This is a genomic window from Pelagibacterium halotolerans (assembly GCF_044811015.1).
Taxonomy (GTDB): Bacteria; Pseudomonadota; Alphaproteobacteria; order Rhizobiales; family Devosiaceae; genus Pelagibacterium; species Pelagibacterium halotolerans_A.
The window spans coordinates 3,307,532-3,326,773 of sequence record NZ_CP085243.1; the positions used below are offsets into that span (position 1 = coordinate 3,307,532).

The following is a 19,242-nucleotide window of genomic DNA, read 5'->3' on the forward strand; positions in this document are numbered from 1 at the left end:
GGAATTTGGAAGATGGTAATGTCAGTCGCAACGCTTACGTCAAAAGGGCAGATGACCTTGCCCAAGGATGTCAGGGACGATCTGAACCTCAAGCCTGGGGATAAGATCGAGTTTGTGAAAATCCACGGGCATTATGAGTTGCGGGCCAAGACCCGCAATATCGCGGATTTTGCCGGCCTATTGGGTGAGCCGCCCAATGGTAGGCGCCTCTCTGTCGAGGATATCGATGATACCGTGGCCGACGCGGTTGTCGAAGAATACAGGCGCTCGGTTTCTTGATAGGGGTCGACACGAACGTACTGGTTCGGCTTTTTGTGCTCGATAACGCGGAGCAGGCCGCCAAGGCCAAGGAATTTCTCGCGCGGCGAACGGTAGAAGATCCCGTGTTCGTCTCGATCGTAACGCTTATGGAGGTGATGTGGGTTCTCAAACGCGGCTACGGATACAAACGAGATGGGCAATTGGCGGTTTTGCGGGCCTTTCTGGAAAGCGCGAACGTCGTGCTCGAGCATGAGGACGCGGTGCGTGTAATCGTGGAGCAGTATGCCAATACCCGAGCGGATCTTGCCGACATCCTGATCGCAGAGACCAGCAGGGAAGCTGGCTGCACGTCCGTGGTTACGTTCGACAAGCCAGCATTCAAGGTCGTCGATGGCATGGACCTTTTGACGTGACCGATCTCACCAACGCCACAGCCGAACGCGACGGCAGCCTCGATGTCTCCCTGCGCCCCTTGGGCTTCAACGAGTTCATCGGGCAGGAAGACGCACGGGCCAATTTGCAGGTCTTCATCGAGGCGGCCAAGCAGCGGCAGGCGGCGCTCGATCATGTACTCTTCGTCGGCCCGCCGGGGCTGGGCAAGACGACGCTGGCGCAAATCCTTTCGCGCGAATTGGGCGTAGGGTTCCGGGCGACTTCCGGGCCGGTGATCGCCAAGGCGGGCGATCTCGCAGCGCTCTTGACCAATCTTGAAGAGCGCGACGTGCTCTTTATCGACGAGATTCACCGGCTCAATCCAGCGGTTGAAGAAATTCTCTATCCCGCGATGGAGGATTTCCAGCTCGATCTCATCATCGGGGAAGGGCCTGCGGCGCGGTCGGTGCGGATCGATCTGGCGAAGTTCACGCTTGTAGGGGCGACGACCCGCGCGGGGCTCTTGACGACGCCGCTGCGCGACCGGTTCGGCATCCCCGTGCGGCTCAACTTCTATACGCCCGAGGAACTGGTCAAAATCGTCGAGCGCGGCTCGCGCATGATGGGCATGGAGATGACGCCTGATGGCGCGCTCGAAGTCGCTCGGCGCTCGCGCGGTACGCCGCGTATCGCGGGGCGACTCTTGCGTCGGGTAACGGATTTCGCGCTGGTCGAGGGCTCCGGCAAGGTGACGCGGGAGGTCGCGGATCGTGCGCTCTTGCGTCTGGACGTCGACGCCCGTGGGCTCGATACGCTCGACCGGCGATATCTCAAGACCATCGCCGAGTTCTACGGTGGCGGGCCTGTGGGGATTGAAACCATCGCCGCGGCGCTCTCTGAACCCCGAGACGCGATCGAGGAGATCGTCGAGCCCTATCTCATCCAGCAGGGGTTCATCCAGCGCACGCCGCGCGGGCGGATGATGACGGCGCTTTCGTTCCAGCACATGGGCTACGCGGTGCCGCAAGGGTTTATCGGCAATCAGGCGAGCTTGTTCGAAGATAGCGAAGGCGAGGACCTGTGATCGCGTTCGGTGGGGCCCTCAATCCGGACGGTTCACACGTGTTTCCCGTCCGGGTCTATTTCGAGGACACGGATTTTTCTACCAATGTCTACCACGCGGCGTATTTGAAATTCTTCGAGCGCGCGCGGACGGAATTCCTGCGTGCGCACGGCATCCATCACGCCGAACTTGCCCGCGACGGCTTGGCCTTTGCGGTGCGGCACCTCGAGATCTCCTATGATCGTGCCGCGCATATCGACGACCTCCTGGAGGTCGAAACCCGGCTTCTGGAGATGTCCGGTGCGCGGTTCATTCTTGCGCAGATCATGCGCCGGGAAGGTGAGATCGTCTGCTCGGCGAAAGTCACAGCGGTGCTGATCAATGCGGTGGGCCGGCCCGTACGGCTGCCCGAAGCGCTGAGAGCCCGGTTTCGCTCACATTGAACGGTTATTAACCATTCATTGACCATAAATGTGGCCAACGAACCCGATGACGTCCTATTGATGCGCTCCCTGCGCTCGAACGGGCGGAAAAGCTCTAATTTTGACAAAATTGGCACTCATCGGATCGCAATATCCAAGATGGTCGCGGGTTGCGACGCATTCCTCGACGTAAAGGTACACGCGCTTATGGAAGCAATCGAAGCAGTGGGCACGGTCGCCACTCACGACTTTTCGCCGATCGGCCTCTTTCTGGCCGCCGACATCGTCGTCAAATTCGTCATGCTCGGACTTCTCGCCGCATCGATCTGGTGCTGGGCCATCATCATCGACAAGTCGATGATGTTCACCCGCGTGCGGCGCGAGATGAACCGGTTCGAAAAGACTTTCTGGTCCGGCCAGTCGCTCGAAGAACTCTATCAGACGCTCTCCCAACGCCCCACCACCGGGCTCGCCTCGGTGTTCGTTGCGGCGATGAAGGAGTGGAAGAGATCCCACGAGCAGAACGCATCGAGCTATGTCGGCGTGCAAGCACGGCTGGACAAAGTGCTCGACGTTGCCATCGCGCGTGAGAGCGAAGAACTCGAAAAGCGCCTGCCGTTCCTCGCGACGGTGGGCAGCGCTGCGCCATTCATTGGCCTTTTTGGTACGGTATGGGGCATCATGAACGCGTTCTCCTCGATCGCCGCCTCGCAGAGCGCGAGCCTCGGGGTCGTCGCCGGGCCCATCGCCGAAGCGCTGTTTGCGACCGCTATCGGTCTCGTTGCGGCCATTCCGGCGGTGATCGCGTTCAACAAGCTTTCCGGGGACGCGGGTAAGCTGATCGGCCGGCTCGAAGGGTTCGCCGATGAATTCGCGGCAATTCTGGGCCGCCAGCTCGAGGCAAGGAGCCGCCGCTAATGGGCATGGCCGTCAATGGCGGCGGACGCGGGGGCGGAAGACGCCGCCGCGGTCGCGCCAACCTGATGAGCGAGATCAACGTCACGCCGTTCGTGGATGTGATGCTCGTTTTGCTGATCATCTTCATGGTTGCCGCGCCGATGATGGCGGTCGGCGTACCTATCGACTTGCCCGAAACCCAGGCGAGCGAGATGGAATCCCAGCGCGATCCGGTCACGGTTTCGGTGACCCCGGAGGGGCAAGTCTTCGTTGGTGAGGATCCCGTCGCGCTCGAGGGGCTCATCGCAGCGGTGCGTGCGGTATCCGAGGACACCGAAGCGCGCCTGTATGTACGCGGCGATGCCAGCGTCAATTACGGTACGGTCATGCAGGTGATGGGTATGCTTTCGGGCGCGGGGTATTCGCGCATCGGGCTCGTCACCGATCAGGCCGGCGCAAGCGAGGCAGGCCGGTAAAGGGTATGCGTCTTGGCACCATCATATCGGTCAGCGTTCATGCTTTGTTGATCGCCCTCGGGCTGATCAATCTGAGTTTCGTCGAGCGGCTGGATACCAATATGGTGGAGTCGATTTCCGTCGATATAGTGCCGATTGATAGCGTTTCCAATCTGCGCGTCGGGGTTGAGGACAGTCAGGTCGTCGAGACCGAAACACCCTCCGCGGTCGAAAGCGAGCAAGAAGCCGAGATTGCCCAGCGCACCGGTAATACCGAAGAGGACCAGCCTGTCCCGGAGGCAACGCCCGAGCCTTCACCGGCGCCGACGGTGCAGACGGCGCCCGCTCCACAGCCGCGCCCGGAACCTGAACCGGTGCCTGAGCCGGAACCCGAACCTGCAGCGCCGCCAGCGCCGCGCCCTGAGCCGGAACCTGAACCCGAGCCCGAACCTGCCCCCGCACCGGAACCCGAACCGGAGCCTGTTCCCACGCCTGAGCCAGAACTGACGACGGAGCCCGATCCCGAACCCGAGCCGGTCGCACCCGTGCCGCCGAGCCCGACGAATGTCGCGCAACTGCGTGAAGACTTCGCGCGCCAGCAGGAAGCGCAACGCCAGGCTCAGGCCGAAGCACAGGCGCAGCAGCAGGCCGAGCAGCAACAACAGTCTGAGCAGGAGATTGCCGACATCGCTGACCGGATCGAGGATATCATCAATCAGGAGGAGTCCCGGGGCGGCATAACGGGGGCGGGGGGTGACGAAGCGCTTGGACGTCCCACAGGGCAGGCTGCGCTTTTGACGCAGTCCGAACAGGATGCGCTCGCCTCGGCCATGCGCCGGTGCTGGAGTCCGCCGATAGGGGCGAAGGCTGAGCCGGGGCTGACGGTGCGGCTTCTGGTGTCGCTCAATCCGGACGGGACGGTGTCCGGCACGCCGGAAATCCGCACGCCGTTCACGAGCGATCTGGTGCGGACCACGGCATTGGCGGCACAGCGCGCCGTGCAGCAGTGCGGGCCCTATACAATGCTTCCCTCGGAAAAATACGAAACCTGGCGGCAGGTGGATGTGACGTTCGATCCGAGGGACCTTTAGGGGTGCCAAGTGTGGCGCTGGCGCAACGGATGATAACGAGAATGCATACAATCGATTTTCGGACACGATTGGTGCGTAAAGAAGGCAACAAAACGGGCTGAAGCGGCATGACCGCTGCCTTCGGCCGGCCCAAAAGGGCACAATTGTTATGGAGACGATGCGACGATGACTCTTATGACCCGCAGGTCCGCGCTCAAGCTCGGTCTTTCCGGCGCCGCGATGATGGCGATGGCCGGGCCGGCGAGTGCGCTCGTGCAGATCACCGTTACGGGCGGCAACTTCACGCCGCTGCCCATCGCCATCCCCAATTTCGCTTCGGCGGATCCGAATTTCGGCGCCGAGGTTGCGCAGATCGTGCGCAACAACCTCGTCGGGTCGGGGTTGTTCCGCCTCGTCGACCCGGCGGGTTACCCGAGCCAGGTCGGCGATCCCAATGCGACGCCGGATTTCAACGCCTGGCGCGCGACGGGCGCCGATGCCGTAGTCATGGCGGATGCGAACAACGCCGGTGGGCAGATCCAATCCAGCCTGCGGCTTTGGGACACGACGGCGGCCCAGCAGGTCACCGGCAAGGCCTATGGCGCGCCCGCCGACAGCTGGCGGCGCATCGCGCATATCGCCTCGGATGCGATCTATTCCGGGCTTACCGGGGAATCGGGATATTTCGACACGCGCATCGTTTATGTTGCGGAAAGCGGGCCCAAGGGCAATCGCGTCAAGCAACTGGCGATCATGGATCAGGATGGTGCGAACAGCCGTATCCTGACCGATGGCCGCCTCGCAACCATCACGCCGCGCATTTCTCCCGATGGGACCCGTGTCGCCTATATGACGTTCAACGGGCCGAACGCATCGGGCATTTTCGTCCTCAACCTTGCTACGGGCCAGACCCAGTCCATCGGGCAATATGGCCAGATGAGCTTTGCGCCGCGGTTTTCGCCCGATGGGCAGCGGCTCGCCTTTTCGGTGACGCAAGGGGCGGCGACCAATCTTTATATGTTGCCGCTCACCGGCGGCCAGCCAACTGCGCTCACGAGCGGGTCGGCGATTGATACCTCGCCATCCTTCTCTCCGGACGGTCAGCGTATCTGTTTCGAATCCGACCGCGGCGGGCGTCCGCAGATCTATGTGATGAGCGCGGCCGGTGGCGGTGCGGAGCGGATTTCCTATGGCGACGGAGCCTATTCGACGCCGGTCTGGTCGCCCAAGGGCGACCTCATTGCGTTTACGCGCCAGTCGGCTGGGCAGTTTTCCATCGGCACCATGCGGCCGGATGGCTCGGGCGAGCGCATTCTGGCGACGAGTTTCCACGCCGAAGGCCCGACCTGGGCGCCCAATGGCCGGGTGCTGATGTTCTTCCGCGATCCGGGTGGAAACGACGGCCCGCGGCTTTACTCCATCGACGTGTGGGGTCGGAACGAGCAACGGGTGCCGACGCAAGGGTTCGCTTCGGACCCTGCGTGGTCGCCGCTTCTGTCGTAATCGCCAATCCGCCACACCGGGCAATACGAGGCTGCTGGACAAGCAGCCAAGGGCGATCGCTTGACGGGACGTTTTGTCTGCCTGGATGAAGGTATGCTCTGGCGCCTCCACCATCCCCTCGCTGCCCCCGACTTGATCGGGGGCCCATCAGCGTTTGCGCGCCCGAATTGGACGTGCGATGCAGAGCGCTACCTGGAACCGGGTACGTACCGGATGGTGAGACCGCGAGGGGCGTGTTGCCCGTCCAATGCACCCGATGCCCTCACCATCCGGCACGGCAAAGGTCGGTGGCGCCGCCGTGCATCGCGCGACGATCCCGGGTCGGCAAGGCGCTGATGGGCCCCCGATCAAGTCGGGGGCGGCGAGGGGGTGGTGGAGAGGTTGGTTTCAAGCGATTGGCCTGACAAACAGCCTCGACCGGCTTGATTTGCGATGAGAACATATATAGAACAAAGTGCTTTAGGGCATAGATCTCGAAAGCGGATCCGATGGGCAGAGCATTTTCACACCTGCGGCGTTTGGCGTTATCCCGGCAGGGGTTAGCGTCACAGCGGCGTTTCGGGGTGGGGCTGGCCGGAACGAAAAAGGCGATCGAGCATCTTGGCTATGTGCAGATCGACACGCTCGCCGTGGTCGAGCGCGCGCATCACCACGTCTTGTGGAATCGGGTGCCCGGATACGACACCGCTCACCTGAACCGGCTGACCGCGGAAAAGTGCATATTTGAATACTGGTTTCACGCCGCGTCGTATTTGCCGATGCGCGACTACCGTTTTGCGTTACCCCGTATGGCATCGATCCGAAACGGGGAAAGCCGCTATCTGAACGATGTCGACACGGGCCTGATGGACGAAATCCTGGCGCGCGTGCGGTCGGAGGGGGCGTTGCGGGTACGCGACATCGATACGGGCACCAAGAGCCAGAACGGGAGCTGGTGGAACTGGGGCCCGGGGCGGCGCGCGCTCGACAAACTGTTCATGCAGGGCGATCTCATGGTGTGCGAACGCAATGGCATGGAGAAGGTCTATGACCTTGCCGAGCGCTGCTTGCCCGAGGGTATCGATCTAAGCATGCCCACGATGGAGGAATATGCCGCCTACCTGTTCGACACCACGCGCAGGGCACACGGTGTTTTCACGCTCAAGCAATTGTTGCATCTCAGACCGGGCAGGCCGATCCGCGACGCCATGCGCGCAATTGTCGACGACCGGATCGCGGCGGGGGTGGTGAAGCCGCTCGATCCGGTTGGCGGTTCACCAGCCTATGTCGATGTTGAGGCGCTTGAGAATGTATCGCGCATGCGAAAGCGCGTGCAGATCGTGTCCCCGTTCGACAACGTTCTCATCCACCGCGACCGTTTGAGTGCATTGTTCGGCTTCGAGTATCGTCTGGAATGCTATGTTCCGGCGCCCAAGCGCGTTTTCGGTTATTTTTGCCTGCCCATCCTTTTCGGCAATGCGTTCGTTGGCCGGATCGATTGCAAGGCACGCCGCGCCGAACGTCGGTTCGAGGTCCTGAGCCTGCATCTTGAGGATCGTTCGCTCGACATGGACCGGTTCCTCCCGGCGTTCACCGCCGAATTGCAGCGCTTTGCCGAATTCAACGCTTGCCCGCAGCTCGATCTCGCCGCCATACAAGGCAGGCTTTTCCACTGATCCGGTGCACGCGCGCAACAGTCGCAGTGTCCCGATGCTGGACGCGGCGAACGTGCTGGATGGTGCCCAATTTGTGCCCGATTATGCGCAGATTAACCTTAAGTGGACACCAGCGGTTAAGGTAACGCAGTGTAAAACCGTTCACTACAATTTTCCTTGTTTGGAGCAGAATTCGCTATGGGTTCGACGTTGCCCCTACTTCGCCTTGGCAAAGGCTTTCTCATGGTGACGCTGCTGGCGGTAGTGGCCGCTTGTGCGCGCACCCCCGATACCGGCGTTGGCAACCTCGGCCCCGGCCAGGGCGGCGGCGCGCCGGGCAGCCAGCAGGAATTCCTCGTTTCGGTCGGCGACCGCGTCTTTTTCGAGACCGATTCGTCGGTTCTGACCGCCGATGCGCAGGCGACGCTCGATAAGCAGGCCCAGTGGCTGGCGCAATATCCACAGTATCGTATCGTCATCGAAGGCCATGCGGATGAACGCGGCACGCGCGAATACAATATCGCGTTGGGTGCCCGCCGTGCGACCGCCGTGGTCAACTACCTGGTGTCCAAGGGCATTCCGGCGAGCCGCATTTCCTCGGTGTCCTATGGTAAGGAACGGCCGGTCGCCGTTTGTAACGACATCTCATGCTGGTCGCAAAACCGCCGCGCGGTCACAGTCCTGACAAACTAGGGCTGCACAGAGCATCCCGTACTGGAGGCATAGCGCCGGGACCTTGCGTATTTTGGTCCCGGCGCTTCTTTTTTGCCAAAATGCTCCTTTACCTCGCGGCCATTCCAAGGTGATCTTGCGCGCGCAATTTTATCTTGCCGCCTTTTGGGGAGTGTCATGACGGTCTTTCGTTCTATTTCCGGTCCGGCCAGCGGATGGCGGCGTCTTGCCGCCGGTCTGGGGCTTGCCGGTCTTTTGTCCTTTGGCGCGGCCGCGCCGGGGTTCGCGCAGAACCAGGATATCGCCGCGCTGCAGGTGCGGATTTCGCAGCTTGAAGAGCAGGTTCGTACCTATTCGGGGCAGATCGAGGGGCTGCAGTTTCAGCTCACCCAGCTTCAGACGCTTATTGAGCGCATGCAGGAGGACAATGAGTTCCGTTTCCAGCAGCTCGAAGGCGGTGGCTCGGGGGAATCTGAGGCGGTAACCACCCCCGGCGGCGCGACGCCGTCCGAAGCGTTACCGCCGTCCTCCAGCATCGAAGCCCTGCCCGGCGCTCCTGTGGAAGAAACGCTCGTCGGCGACGAGGATCTCGGTGAACTCGATCCCGATTTCGGTGACGATGACCGGCTTTACGCGAGCGATGTCTTCGAAGGTCAGGACGGCGACGTCACAGGACCACCCGAAGCACCGCTCGGGCAAACGCCGCCCTCGGCTCCGCTCGATCTGAGCTTGGATCTCAATCAGACCGACGTCGAGGTTAATGACGGGGATGCCAACGCTCAGTATCAGGCTGGTTACGACGCCATCGTACGGGGAGAGACCGCTTTTGCCGAAGAGCAGTTCCGGCAGTTCCTCGAACTGTTCCCGGACAATCCGCAGGCGCCGGACGCAACCTACTGGCTGGGTGAAACGCTCATTCAGCGCGGCGCGTATCACGACGCGGCGAACGTCCTGATCAATGGCTTCGAGGCCTACCCGACCTCCACGCGCGCGCAGGATATCCTCCTCAAGCTCGGTGTGGCGCTCCACGGCGCTGGCGAGTTCGATACCGCGTGCCGGACCTATTCCGAGGTACTCCGGCGCTATCCCGAGGCGACCGACGCGTTCAAGGAGCGCGTGGTCGCCGAGCAGGCGCGAGCCGGGTGCTGAGCAGCGAAACGGAGCGGCTTTCGGGCCTCGAGCCTGAGGCGCTGTTCGCGCCCGTTGGGCAGGAGAAAACCATCGGTCTCGCCGTCTCGGGTGGGACCGATTCTCTGGCGCTGATGCTCCTTGCGGCGGATTGGGCGAGCGAGTCCAGCCGGCCAAAGGTTATCGTCTATACGCTCGACCATGGCCTGCGCCCCGAAGCGGCTGCGGAAACTGAAATGGTAGCCCGGGTCGCCGACGATCTCGGGTTCGCCTGCCGCACCCTGCGCTGGGACGAACCCAAGCCCGAAACCGGCCTGCAGGCGGCGGCGCGCGAAGCACGCTATCGTCTCATCGGTGCGGCGATGGCACGAGATGGCGCCTCCGTCCTTCTCACCGCGCATCAGCAGGACGACCAGGCAGAAACCGTTCTGATGCGCCTCGCCCATGGCAGCGGCGTTTCCGGGCTCAAGGGCATGGAGACATTTTCTACCGTTGGGGGCGTCCGCGTTTTCCGCCCGCTGCTTGAGGTATCGCGCGTGGCCCTAGAGCAGGTTGTCGCCGCAGCCGGGCTGGAACCGGTGGAAGATCCTTCCAACGACGATCCCCGGTACGAGCGCGTCCGCTGGCGCAAGGCAATGCCGCTGCTCGGTGATCTGGGGCTTTCCGCCCCACAGCTGGCGGGACTGGCCAAACGGTTGCGGCGGATCGATGCAATGGCCGAGACCGTTTGCGCGGCGTTCGTGAGTGCCCATGTCCGCGTCGACGAATACGGTGTTGTCCATATCGACCGTCAGGCGCTTTCCGATGCGCCCGAGGAAATCCGGATCCGGGCGTTGCGGCGCGCCGTGGCCATTGCCGGCGGCCTGTCCGAGGCGCCGCTTGCGCCCGTCGAAGCGGTCGCCGGGGCGCTGACCGCCGATGGGGCATTCAGCCGTACGGTCGCCGGTGCTGTCGTCGACGCGCGGGCGCACGCGATCGTGATTTATCGTCAGGCTGGACGGATCGCGCCTGAGCCGGTGTCCGTTCCGGTCGATAGGCCGCTCGTCTGGGATGGTCGGTTTTCCATCGCCGCGCGTGGGCCGGGGGTCCGCGTGGCACCGGCGCTTGCAATGACGAGAGCCCGCTATCGCGCCCTGTTTGGCGGATATCCCGTGGTTCCTGTTGCGGCTTTGCGGGGCGCGCCGATTGTCGAGGCGGAAGACGGCACCGTTATTGCGCTCGGCACGCGCATCCGGACACCCGGCGTGGAGATTTCGCATATTGCATTAACCGGATAGGCAAAAAGCCTTGGGGCGCGGCGTTTCGACCCCAGGGCCGCCCTTGTAACGCCCCGTTGGTGGCCTTACATTCGAAACCAAGATCGGCGGGAAAAGTGTGTTCCCGCACCCCCAGGACACAGGATTGATGAACCAAAACTTTCGCAACTTCGCCATATGGCTTGTGATCCTCTTTATGCTGATGGGCCTTTTTCAGGTCTTTCAGTCATCGACGCGATCGGTCGCAACCTCCGAGCGTACCTATAGCCAGTTCGTAGAAGACGTGGATCAGGGCCGTGTTGCGGAAGTGACCATTGTCGAGAACAAGGTCACGGGCCGGCTCAACGACGGCACGCGATTTGAAACCACGATTCCCCAGGGTGCTGACGTCGTCAGCCGCATGGAAAATCATGGCGTCCAGATCACCGCGCGCGAGCCGGAATCGAGCCCGTTCTGGTCGATCCTGCTCTCAAGCTGGCTGCCGTTCATCGTCATTATCGCAGTGTGGTTCTTCTTCATCCGCCAGATGCAGGGCGGCGGACGCGGTGGCGCGATGGGCTTTGGCAAATCGCGCGCCAAGATGCTTACCGAGGCTCAGGGCAAGGTGACGTTCGAGGATGTCGCGGGTGTCGAAGAAGCCAAGCAGGATCTCGAGGAAATTGTTGAATTCCTGAAGGACCCCGGCAAGTTCCAGCGGCTGGGCGGGCGCATCCCGCGTGGCGTTCTGCTGGTAGGCCCCCCGGGTACCGGTAAGACGCTTCTGGCGCGCTCGGTTGCGGGAGAGGCCAATGTGCCGTTCTTCACCATCTCGGGTTCCGACTTCGTTGAAATGTTCGTCGGTGTCGGCGCGTCACGTGTCCGCGACATGTTCGAGCAGGCCAAGAAGAACGCCCCGTGTATCATCTTCATCGACGAAATCGACGCGGTTGGCCGTCAGCGTGGTGCGGGTCTGGGCGGCGGTAACGACGAGCGCGAACAGACGCTCAATCAGTTGCTCGTCGAGATGGACGGCTTCGAGGCCAATGAGGGCATCATCCTGATTGCCGCGACCAACCGTCCTGACGTGCTCGATCCTGCGCTTCTACGTCCGGGCCGTTTCGACCGTCAGGTGGTCGTACCGAATCCGGACGTCGCGGGCCGCGAGCGCATCCTGAAGGTGCACGTGCGCAAGGTGCCGCTGGCGCCGGACGTCGACCTGCGCGTGCTCGCACGCGGGACGCCGGGCTTTTCGGGCGCGGATCTGATGAACCTCGTCAACGAGGCGGCGCTTCTGGCGGCGCGACGGAACAAGCGGTTCGTCACCCATGCCGAGTTCGAGGACGCCAAGGACAAGATTCTGATGGGTGCCGAACGGCGCACCATGGCGATGACCGACGACGAAAAGAAACTCACCGCCTATCATGAAGCCGGCCATGCGCTCATCAACCTCAAAATGGCAGGCAAGCTCGATCCGATTCACAAGGCGACCATCATTCCACGCGGGCGCGCGCTGGGGATGGTGATGACGTTGCCCGAGAAGGACAATTATTCGTTCAGCCGCGAAAAGGCGGTAGCACGCTTGGCCATGCTGTTCGGTGGGCGCGAGGCGGAGATTTACAAGTTCGGTCCTGAAAAGGTCACCTCGGGTGCCTCGGGCGACATCCAGATGGCGACCGATCTGGCGCGTTCGATGGTGATGGAATGGGGCATGAGCGAAAAGCTCGGCCGTGTCCGGTACAAGTCGAACGATCAGGAAGTGTTCCTCGGCCATTCGGTTACACAGTCCCAGCACATGTCGGACGAAACAGCCAAGCTGATCGACGATGAGGTGCGCAAGCTTGTCGAGGACGCCGAAACCGCGGCGCGCACGACGATCATGGACAATCTCGACCAGTTCGAGGCCATTGCGCAGGCGCTTCTGGAATTCGAAACGCTGACTGGCGATGAGTTGCGCGATCTCATGGATGGCAAGCCGCCGGTGCGCGACATTGACAACGACAACACGCCCAAGGGTACCGGCGTGCCCAAGGCCGGCAAGACCCTCAAGAAAAAGGGCGGCGAATCCGGTGAGCCGGACGGCGGCGGCATGGAGCCGCAGCCGAGCTGACCGGGCCGGCATGGACGTTGAGAAAGGCCGCTCCAGTTCTGGGGTGGCCTTTTTGCTATGGGCAATCGCTTGAAGCCAACATCTCCACCACCCCACCGCTGCCCCCGACTTGATCCTGCGAGATTCACACATCTTCGGTGCCACCATGAGCCAGCGCAAAGGGGCTCGCATATAGATGTGTGAGTATCGTAGCCCCTCATTCCGGGACGTGTTCCCGGAATCCAGCCACGCGCTGTCCCGCGCGTGAAAGGGCTCGTTGCCCCACCCGCATCGACCACATCGAGACGCTAGCCCCCTCATCCGCCCCAAAAACTTATCCCCGCCCCCCAAAACCGCGCTTATGATGCGCCTTACGGACCCGCTTGATGGGCGCAGGCGCAACGCACGTTTGGGCGGGACCGGTCCGGGTCCGATGGGAGTCGTCCCAGCGGAGGTCCGAACGTCACCAGAGCCAGTCGCGGCAGCACCGCGGCATACCGGGGAAACCCGGAGGGGATTGGCCCTAGCCTGTTGCGGACGCCAAGCCAAAAATCCCGGGCGTATGCGGCGAGGCTCGCCTCGCATTTATATAATCAGTATGAGGCGCGTCTCGCCGCATACCGTCCACGCTATTTGAAACCGGGGCTCGAGGGTCGCCGGACAAAACGTCGTGTGTCGACCAGGTCGCGCTGCCTGGCCCTTGCCACAATTGCCCGGCTTGGGTACCGAGGGGTAGACAATCGGGAGATCGCCAGCATTGGCCAAGAAAATCGATACGAAGACCGAAAGCCTCGACGTTTATGTGTATGTTGCCAAGACCTTCGCCGACAGCCCGTGGCTGCATTACGGGCTTTGGGAGTCGGGTGAACGTCCGACCGTGCCGAAACTGCGTGAAGCGCAGGAGCGTTATGTCGAAAAGCTGCTTTCGCTGATTCCTCCAGCCCCTCGGAAAATCTTCGATATTGGCGGCGGGACCGGGGAGATGGCCAAGGTTCTGATCGATAAAGGCTATGGTGTCGACATGCTGACCCCGAGCCATGTTCAGGCCGAGATCGCGCGGGAAAAGCTTGGCCCCGATGTCCATGTCTACGAATCGAAATTCGAGGATTTCGAGGGTGAGGGGCCGTATGATGTGTGTCTGTTCTCGGAGAGCTTCCAGTACGTCGATCTCGACAAGAGCTTGCCGCTGCTCGAAAAAATCCTCGCGTCCAATGGCAGGATCGTCATTGCCGACTGTTTCCGCGGTCCGAACTACAAGGGCGATCGCCAACCCGGCGGCGGGCACCGATTTTCCCACTTCCTCGAAAAGATCGCCAAACATGGCTTCGAAATCGCCGAGGACCACGACGTCACCGAGGCCGCCGCGCAATCCATGGCGATCGACCAGAATTTCTATCGCGGCTTTGCCGCCCCGGCCGTCGAGCAGATACGCGGGTTGATGGAGACCAAAAAGCCCATTCTTTATTGGTTCGCCCGGCAGGCTTACAAACTGTTCGTGCCGAAAGCGGAGCGCGAAAACATCGTTATGCGGCTCAAGGCAGATTATCGCTCGCCCGAGGCATTTGCGGCGGTCAATACCTATCGGTTCCTGTCCCTCAAACGCCACAATCAGCCGTGACAACGTATCGCGAAGGGCATTTACTGCTCCATAAGGTCGATCTGTTTATGCTGGAGCGGGATGCGAAAAAAGAAGCCTGTCCCGGACGTGATCCGGGATGGAAACCGGCTTTTCGCGATAAATCCCGCGGCCACAAAGGATTAGTGCGCCGCAGCTATTATGCTGCGGATTAGGCGGCAGCCGGGTAGGGATGAAAGATATGGCGCGCAAATATTTCGGCACGGACGGCATTCGCGGTCTCGCCAACGGATCCAAGCTCACCCCGGAACTGGCCTTGAGGGTGGGTATGGCCACCGGTCTGGCGTTCAAACGCGGCGACTATACGCATCGTGTGGTGATCGGCAAGGATACGCGGCGCTCGGGCTATATGATCGAGAATGCACTCACTGCCGGCTTTACCGCGGTCGGTATGGACGTGCTGTTGCTGGGCCCGATGCCGACGCCGGCGGTTGCGATGCTGACGCGGTCGCTGCGTGCGGACATCGGGGTGATGATCTCGGCGTCGCACAACCCGTTCGACGATAACGGCATCAAGCTCTTCCGTCCCGATGGGTACAAGCTTTCCGACAGCTTCGAACTTGAGATCGAAAAGCTGATCGACGCCGATCTCGGTCCCCGCCTGGCGCGTGGGCGCAATATAGGCAAGGCGCGCCGGATCGATGAGGCACGCACGCGCTATGTCGAATACGCAAAGCGCACGCTGCCGCGCGACATCGATTTCAACGGCCTGCGGATCGTTGTCGACTGTGCAAACGGTGCCGCTTACAAGGTGGCGCCGGAGGTGCTCTGGGAACTGGGCGCCGAGGTGATCGCAGTCGGCGTGTCTCCGGATGGCTATAATATCAATGACGGGTGCGGTTCGACAGCGCCCAAGGCCTTGATCGACAAGGTCAAGGAGTTGCGCGCCGATATCGGTATCGCTCTCGACGGCGACGCGGATCGCGTTCTGATCGTCGATGAGAAAGGCGAGGTCGTCGACGGCGACCAGTTGATGGCGGTGATCGCCTCGTCCTGGCACAATCGCGGGCAGCTTCAGGGGGGCGGTCTGGTTGCGACCATCATGTCCAATCTGGGATTGCAGCGCTATCTCGCCGGTATGGGACTGACGCTCGAACGGACGCAGGTTGGCGACCGCTATGTGCTTGAAGCCATGCGCGGCAAGGGCTTCAACGTGGGCGGCGAGCAATCGGGCCACATTATTCTTTCTGACTTCACGACCACCGGCGACGGGCTTGTCGCGGCACTGCAGTTGCTCTCCGTGGTCAGGGAGGAAGGCCGTCCGGTTTCCGAGGTTTGTCACCGCTTCGAACGCGTGCCGCAGCTTCTCCAGAACGTACGCTTCCAGCGCGGCAAGCCGCTCGAGGATAAGACGATCAAGAAGCTCATCGCCGATTCGCAGGCGCGGCTGGGCGACGGCGGAAGGCTCATCATTCGGGAGTCCGGCACCGAGCCGGTCATTCGCGTGATGGGCGAAGGTGACGATGAATTGCTGGTCAATCAGGTGGTTAACGAGATCGTAACGGCGATTGGCCAGGTCGCATAACTCCTTATTCTCATGTCAATACTTGTGGCTGGCGTTCGGGTTTCCGATGCCAGTCCTATCGTCCAGCACCCCCGGCCGCGCACCGGACTACGGTTAAAACATACGGTTAAGCGCGCTTTAAGAAAATTGTTCTAATTTGTGCATCACAACTTTCGGTATGCGCGGTGTAGGGGATATTCAATGAAGCGTAATTTGATCGCTCTAGTTATGCTGGGCGGCGCCGTATTTATTGCCGCTCCGGCAATTGCGGCGGATCCAGTCGTATTCGATGATCCGGTCTATAAAGATTATATTCCACCATATGTTCCCGAAGTAGACGATGGCCTTGAGGGGGCATTCTACTTGCGCGGCAGTGTCTCGGGTGATGCCGGGTTGGCACATATCGTGAACCACCCCAATTTTTCTCCGCAAACCCAGTATGGGGTCGAAGACTGGGGCTTTGGTTATAGTGCCGGTATCGGTGCCGGGTATGAGACGGGAACGGGGCTCCGTTTCGACGTCACTGTCGACTATTTGAGCAATGAAGGCATGTCGATCACGGTCCCGCCGGGAACGACTGGCGCAAATGGCGACCCGGATCCGGGAAAATATACCCTGAACCTGCGTTCGACCATCGCCCTCGCCAATGCCTATTATGACTTCGGATTGGGAAATCAGGGGCTTTCGGCCGCTGGTGGAGCATTCGGTTACGTCGGCGCAGGCGCGGGCGTTGCCTTTAACAGCAACACGGCCAACTGGCCGGGTGGTGAAATCGGCGCACGGGATGACAATACCAGCTTCGCGGCGGCGCTCATGACGGGTATCGGATATGATTTCGGCGATATCGTCGCCGATCTGGGATATCGTGCATTGTATATCAATCGCATCGAAAACAATGCGACACCCAATCCCTATAGTATTGACGACACATTGATCCACGAAATCCGGGCTTCGCTGCGCTACCGCTTCAACTAAGCGAGGCATTGGAAGCAATATTGGGGGCGCCCGGGAGATCGGGCGCCCTTATTCCTGGGCCTGGCTCCTGCCGAATCCATCGAGCGCCATCAACGCCCCACCAGCAACGAGCCCCCAGAAGGCGGCACCGACGCCGGCAACCGACAGGCCGGAGGCGGCAGTGACGAAGGTCACGACGGCGGGAAGTCGGGTTTTCTCCTCGGACATGGCTGCGACCAGCGCTGCGGCGAGCGAACTGAGCAGCGCAAGCCCGGCAACGGCCTCGATCAGGATCGGTGGTGCAGCCGCAACGAAAGCGGCGGCAAAGCCCGCGCCGATGGCAATGAAAATATATGCGATACCCGTCGTCAGCGATGCCACATAGCGCCTTGCGGGGTCCGGGTGCGCCTCCGGCCCGGCGCAGAGCGCGGCTGTGATGGCTGCAAGGTTGACGACATGGCCACCGAAGAACGCGGCAAAGCCGCTGACGATGCCGGTCGAAACGAAGAGTGGTGATACGGCCGGGTTGTATCCGTTTGAGCGCAGGACGGTAAGCCCGGGAATGTTCTGGGACGCCATCGTGACGATAAAGAGCGGCAGTGCGATACCGACAACGGCGTCGAGGGTGAAAACCGGCATCACGAATGTCGGCGCCGGCCAAATGTCCCCGAGCGCCCAATCGGGGAGGGGTGTTGCGACCGCGATAATGATCCCCGCGACCACAACCGCGACGGGCACGGCCCACAGCCGGGCAATGCGTAGGGTAACCGCCCAGGCGAGGACAATCGGCAGGGCTAGCAGCGGCATTTCCGCCATGGCCCTCACCGGAGCAAGACAGAGATTGAAGAGGATGCCAGCGAGCATCGCGCTAGCCAGCGGCATCGGGATTGCGGCAACCGCCCGGCCGAATGGCCGCCAAAGCCCGGCAACGACAATGAGTGCCGCGGAGACGAGGAAGGCACCGACCGCCGCGGGGAAGCCGCCTTCTATGGCGCCGGTCGCGATCAGGAGCGCGGCACCGGGTGTTGACCATGCGACGGCGACCGGCATGCGCGTTATAAGGCTCAGCCCGATGCCGACAACGGCGATGCCGAGGCACAGCGCAAACAGGCCGGACGCAGCCTGTCCGGGCGTTGCACCCACGGTGTTCAAACCCTGCAGGACGATTGCAAATGAGCTCGCAAATCCAACGAGTGCCGCAAGAATGCCGGCGAAGATGGGTTGGGCGAGTGTTGCGCGTTCGGAACTCGCTGTTGTCGTCATGAGGAACTCAAATCACGGTTTGGGCAGGACGCCGGCGGTTGCGAGGACCTTGCGGAAAAGGCTCGGGAAGGCTTCACCGGTCAGGGCATCCGGTGCGCTCCACCAGCCTTCGTCGAGAGGGATCGGGGTTGTGGCGGTCCACACGGTCAGCGTCAGCCGGAAATGGGTGAAAGTGTGGACCACCGTTCCGGCGCTGGTCCAGTGCGCGTCCAAGGGAAAATCGGGGGCTTGTTCGGATACGGTCCAGTCCGAGCCAGGCACTTCGGTCATTTTCGCGAGCAAACCCTTGGGGCCGCGCTGGCGGACGAAGACCGAGCCATTCGGATGCCGCATCACATAGGCATGGCCCGAACGCTCGGGTTTGGCTTTCTTTTCCGGCGGCACGGGGTAGGCGAGCGGGTTGCCAATGCGTGTGCCAAGGCATTGCGGTTCGAATGGGCACAACAGGCAATTGGCCCGCCGCGGCGCGCAAATCGTGGCACCGAGATCCATCATCGCTTGCGCGAAATCGCCGGCGCGTTGGGGCACGGCTTCCTGGACCCTCGCGCGGATGAGCGGCTTTTCATCCCGCACGGGCTTTTCGAGCGCAAGGAAGCGCGCCATGACGCGGTCGACATTGCCGTCGACCACGGCGACGGGCTCGTCGTGGCAGATCGCGGCGATGGCGGCGCTCGTATAGTCCCCGATGCCGGGAAGACCTCGCAGTTGCGCAGCGCTTGCGGGAAAGACGCCGCCATGATCCGTAACCACCACCTGGGCGCAAGCATGGAGGTTACGGGCGCGAGCGTAGTAGCCTAGGCCCGCCCATTGGGCGAGCACATCGTCGAGCGGCGCGGCGGCGAGATCGTGAACGGTCGGCCAAAGCCGCGTGAATTTGGCGAAATAGTCCCGCACGGCGGCGATGGTCGTCTGCTGGAGCATGATTTCGCTCAGCCACACCGCGTAAGGGTCCGGCCTCACGCCTTTCGCCCGCTCCTTCGGTCCGACGCGCCACGGCAAGTTCCGGGCATGCCTGTCGTACCAGTCAAGTACGGCCTTGGCGTCGAGAATCGATTGTGGATGTTGCGCGGGAGCTGGATGAGCCATT

At 61.8% G+C, this 19,242-nt stretch carries 18 protein-coding genes; 16 read left to right on the forward strand and 2 right to left on the reverse strand.

The window, feature by feature from the left end:
• Positions 1–18 precede the first annotated feature (18 nt).
• The 16 genes from LG281_RS15970 (at position 19) to LG281_RS16045 (ending at position 16,913) form a co-directional block, all read left to right on the forward strand.
• Complete coding sequence (locus LG281_RS15970; RefSeq protein ID WP_404402416.1) at positions 19–279, forward strand: AbrB/MazE/SpoVT family DNA-binding domain-containing protein; 261 nt, start codon at positions 19–21, stop codon at positions 277–279.
• The gene (locus LG281_RS15975) at positions 276–674 is read left to right on the forward strand and encodes a PIN domain-containing protein (protein WP_404402418.1); all 399 of its coding nucleotides are present in this window, start codon (positions 276–278) and stop codon (positions 672–674) included. The genes LG281_RS15970 and LG281_RS15975 overlap by 4 nt, the downstream gene beginning before the upstream one ends.
• Positions 671–1,717 carry a Holliday junction branch migration DNA helicase RuvB gene (ruvB, locus tag LG281_RS15980; protein WP_404402420.1) on the forward strand — a complete coding sequence of 349 codons (1,047 nt, stop codon included), beginning with the start codon at positions 671–673 and terminating at the stop codon, positions 1,715–1,717. Before LG281_RS15975 ends, ruvB begins: the two co-directional genes overlap by 4 nt.
• A complete protein-coding gene (locus LG281_RS15985; RefSeq protein ID WP_404402422.1) occupies positions 1,714–2,139 on the forward strand; it encodes a YbgC/FadM family acyl-CoA thioesterase in 426 nt (141 codons plus the stop codon). The genes ruvB and LG281_RS15985 overlap by 4 nt, the downstream gene beginning before the upstream one ends.
• A gap of 186 nt (positions 2,140–2,325) precedes the next feature.
• A complete protein-coding gene (tolQ, locus tag LG281_RS15990) occupies positions 2,326–3,036 on the forward strand; it encodes a protein TolQ (RefSeq protein WP_404402424.1) in 711 nt (236 codons plus the stop codon).
• The gene (gene tolR / locus LG281_RS15995; protein WP_404402426.1) at positions 3,036–3,491 is read left to right on the forward strand and encodes a protein TolR; all 456 of its coding nucleotides are present in this window, start codon (positions 3,036–3,038) and stop codon (positions 3,489–3,491) included. Before tolQ ends, tolR begins: the two co-directional genes overlap by 1 nt.
• Positions 3,492–3,496: 5 nt before the next feature.
• Positions 3,497–4,561, forward strand: a complete 1,065-nt coding sequence (locus LG281_RS16000) for a hypothetical protein (protein ID WP_404402428.1) — start codon at positions 3,497–3,499, stop codon at positions 4,559–4,561.
• 165 nt (positions 4,562–4,726) lie between these two features.
• Complete coding sequence (gene tolB, locus LG281_RS16005; RefSeq protein ID WP_404402430.1) at positions 4,727–6,043, forward strand: Tol-Pal system beta propeller repeat protein TolB; 1,317 nt, start codon at positions 4,727–4,729, stop codon at positions 6,041–6,043.
• Between the two features lie 488 nt (positions 6,044–6,531).
• Positions 6,532–7,698, forward strand: coding sequence for a winged helix-turn-helix domain-containing protein (locus LG281_RS16010; RefSeq protein WP_404402432.1), 1,167 nt, complete (start codon positions 6,532–6,534; stop codon positions 7,696–7,698).
• Between the two features lie 177 nt (positions 7,699–7,875).
• On the forward strand, positions 7,876–8,370 hold the full coding sequence (gene pal / locus LG281_RS16015; RefSeq protein WP_404402434.1) for a peptidoglycan-associated lipoprotein Pal: 495 nt from the start codon (positions 7,876–7,878) through the stop codon (positions 8,368–8,370).
• Between the two features lie 156 nt (positions 8,371–8,526).
• Complete coding sequence (gene ybgF / locus LG281_RS16020; RefSeq protein ID WP_404402436.1) at positions 8,527–9,498, forward strand: tol-pal system protein YbgF; 972 nt, start codon at positions 8,527–8,529, stop codon at positions 9,496–9,498.
• Entirely contained in the window at positions 9,492–10,754 is a 1,263-nt protein-coding gene (gene tilS / locus LG281_RS16025; RefSeq protein ID WP_404402438.1) for a tRNA lysidine(34) synthetase TilS, read from the forward strand. Before ybgF ends, tilS begins: the two co-directional genes overlap by 7 nt.
• 127 nt (positions 10,755–10,881) lie before the next feature.
• Positions 10,882–12,819, forward strand: a complete 1,938-nt coding sequence (gene ftsH, locus LG281_RS16030) for an ATP-dependent zinc metalloprotease FtsH (RefSeq protein ID WP_404402440.1) — start codon at positions 10,882–10,884, stop codon at positions 12,817–12,819.
• Between the two features lie 736 nt (positions 12,820–13,555).
• A complete protein-coding gene (locus LG281_RS16035; RefSeq protein ID WP_404402442.1) occupies positions 13,556–14,416 on the forward strand; it encodes an SAM-dependent methyltransferase in 861 nt (286 codons plus the stop codon).
• Between the two features lie 199 nt (positions 14,417–14,615).
• Positions 14,616–15,959, forward strand: coding sequence for a phosphoglucosamine mutase (gene glmM / locus LG281_RS16040; protein WP_404402444.1), 1,344 nt, complete (start codon positions 14,616–14,618; stop codon positions 15,957–15,959).
• A 180-nt stretch (positions 15,960–16,139) separates the two neighbouring features.
• The gene (locus LG281_RS16045) at positions 16,140–16,913 is read left to right on the forward strand and encodes an outer membrane protein (protein WP_404402446.1); all 774 of its coding nucleotides are present in this window, start codon (positions 16,140–16,142) and stop codon (positions 16,911–16,913) included.
• A 48-nt stretch (positions 16,914–16,961) separates the two neighbouring features.
• Here LG281_RS16045 and LG281_RS16050 read toward each other — a convergent pair whose 3' ends face one another.
• The gene (locus LG281_RS16050) at positions 16,962–18,155 is read right to left on the reverse strand and encodes a benzoate/H(+) symporter BenE family transporter (protein WP_404402448.1); all 1,194 of its coding nucleotides are present in this window, start codon (positions 18,153–18,155) and stop codon (positions 16,962–16,964) included.
• A gap of 12 nt (positions 18,156–18,167) precedes the next feature.
• Positions 18,168–19,241 (reverse strand): A/G-specific adenine glycosylase, encoded by a 1,074-nt coding sequence (locus LG281_RS16055; protein WP_404402450.1) that lies wholly within the window; start codon positions 19,239–19,241, stop codon positions 18,168–18,170.
• Position 19,242: the final 1 nt, after the last annotated feature.